Here is a 2,398-nt window from a genome sequence, read left to right on the forward strand (position 1 = left end):
ATGGTGGCGGCGTCGGGCCAGCGCGAGCCCGGGTCCTTGGCCATCGCCCGTTCGACGAGGGCCCGGACCGGCGCCGGGACGTCGGCCGGCAGCTGTGGCACGGGGGCGGTCAGGTGCTTGAGGATCACCTCCAGCGCCGTGTCCCCGTGGAACGGCAGCTGTCCGGAGAGGCACTCGTAGAGCACGACGCCGAGCGCGTACAGATCGGCCGCGGCGCTGACCGCGCCCGTGGAGGCCTGTTCGGGCGCCTGGTAGGCGGCGGTGCCGAGGACCATCCCGGGCACGGTGAGCCGGGTGTCGCAGCCGGGGCGGGCGATGCCGAAGTCGGCGATGACGACCCGCTCGTCGCGGACCATCAGGTTGTCCGGCTTGATGTCCCGGTGGACGACGCCGGCCTCGTGGGCGGCCGCGAGCGCCTCCAGGACCTGGAGGGCGAGCCCGAGCGTCTCGGGGGCGTCGAGCCGGCCGCGACGCTTGAGGACGTCGCTGAGCGGCTCGCCGTCGATGAGCTCCATGACGAGGTACGCGATCGGGCGGCCGGTGCTGCCCCAGGCGGTCGTCCAGGAGTGGCCGCCGTCGAGCCGGCCGGAGCCGAAGTCGTGCACGCCGACGATGCCCGGGTGGCGCAGCCGGGCCATCACCCTGGCCTCCTCGTGGAACCGCTCCGCGAAGCCCGGTTCGTCCAGCAGCGCGGGTTTCAGCACCTTGACGGCCACCCGGCGCCCGAGGACCTCGTCCTCGGCGAGCCAGACGTCGCCCATCGAACCGCCACCGAGCCACTCGTCCAACCGGTAGCGGTCACCGAGCGTGGTGCCACGCATGTTCCTCCTCGACCCCGTACGTCATCCGCGTCCCGCCGCCGTGGGCCCGGGCCGGGACCTTCGGTCGCGTTCAAACAGACCTTCTCATCAGCCTATAAACGCCGACTTGACGCGAGGGCAGAGGGTGCCGGGGACCGGGCCCCGGGGCGGACGGTTCGTCAACGATTCGACTGATTCGGGCGGCGACTCTCCGTCGATCTCCGCCGGTTCCGTGAACGCTCCTCCGCGCAGTCTCCGCCGGTTCCGTGAACGCTCCGCGCGGTCCCCCGCCGCCTCCCGGGCCGACGCTCGCGTCAACGCGTCCGTTGACGAACCGTCGACGCCGCGTAGATCGCCGAGCGGTGACATGTCCACACGCCGGATCCACCGGGACCGGCCGGGAGGAGAGCTTCGACATGATCACCCGTCGTGCGGCCGCGGCCGCCGTCCTGACCGCCGCGACCGTCGTGTCCGGGACGGCCCTCGGGGCCCAGTCCGCGAGCGCGGCCGAGTCGCTGCCGGTCAGCGGCGCCGACTACCGGATATCCAGCTACGCGGGCGGCGCCCTGCAGTGGGTCAGCCCGAACGCCGGCGGCGACGTGGTGGTCCGCGACTGGAACGAGTCGTCCGTCCAGCAGACGTGGACGATCCGGGACGAGGGCAACGGCACCTGGTCGATCAAGGTGCCCGGCACGAACAACGCGGTCGACCGCGACCGGGGCCGCAACACCGTCGGCTCGTGGAACTACATCGGCGCGGACAACCAGCGCTGGTGGCTGGAGAACACCTCGACGGGCAACGGCCGTGCCTGGCTGCTGCACAGCGTCTCGGACGGCAACCTCTGCCTCACCCGCGGCGCCGACCTCGGCACCACGGTGACCGGCTGCAACGCCGGCGACCTGGCGCAGTCCTGGAACCTCGACCGGAACACCGCCACCACCCCGCCCACCGCCGGCCGCCCGACCATCGACCTGGACTACTCGCAGGCCCCGGACCTCGGTCCGTGGCTGGAGCAGCAGAAGCGGACCGTCGCGGACTACTACCCGAAGATCTCCAGCCTGATCACCAGGGGGGCGTTCGCCGCGCCCACGTACTTCCGGATCATCATGGACCCGACCTTGACGAAGAACCCCGCGTACACCACGAAGAACCTCGGCAACGGCGTCATGGAGATCCACGTCAACATCGGCTACACCCGGGCGAACAAGGGCGACACCGGCTTCCTGGTGCACGAGGCCGTGCACGTCGCGGTCTGGAACAACCCGGCCAGGGGCCACGACTGGTGGCTGGGCGAGGGCCTGGCGGACTGGGTGCGCGACTACAACTTCCAGCCGGGCACCGGCGCCCAGCACTTCGGCCCGGACGACCACTACGACAGCGGCTACCAGGCCACCGCCCGGTTCATCGACTACGTCTCCAAGACCTACAACCAGCCCGACCTGGCGTACCGCCTGAACACCACGGACTACGACGGAAGCATCTGGGCCCGGCTCACCGGCAAGAGCCCCGAGCAGCTCTGGAACGAGATGCCCAAGTAGGCCTCGTGCCGCCCGGCCCCGTCCCACCGGCCGTCCGCTCACCCGGACGGCCGGTGGGAC

Annotated in this window: 2 protein-coding genes; one reads left to right on the forward strand and one right to left on the reverse strand. The window is 71.4% G+C overall.

The genetic code is table 11. The annotated features are described in order from the left end of the window. A partial coding sequence (locus AB0O00_RS35905; protein ID WP_363658900.1) for a serine/threonine-protein kinase occupies positions 1 to 821 on the reverse strand: 821 nt, incomplete at its 3' end. A 395-nt stretch (positions 822 to 1,216) separates the two neighbouring features. Here AB0O00_RS35905 and AB0O00_RS35910 point away from each other — a divergent pair. Beyond that, the gene (locus AB0O00_RS35910; protein ID WP_363658901.1) at positions 1,217 to 2,338 is read left to right on the forward strand and encodes a basic secretory protein-like protein; all 1,122 of its coding nucleotides are present in this window, start codon (positions 1,217 to 1,219) and stop codon (positions 2,336 to 2,338) included. The last annotated feature ends 60 nt before the right edge of the window (positions 2,339 to 2,398 follow it).

The organism is Kitasatospora sp. NPDC093558 (genome assembly GCF_040683475.1).
GTDB lineage: Bacteria > Actinomycetota > Actinomycetes > Streptomycetales > Streptomycetaceae > Kitasatospora.

Coding starts and splice junctions, on each gene's coding strand:
- AB0O00_RS35910 (WP_363658901.1), top strand. CDS start 1,217: ATGATCACCCGTCGTGCGGCCGCGGCCGCCGTCCTGACCGCCGCGACC.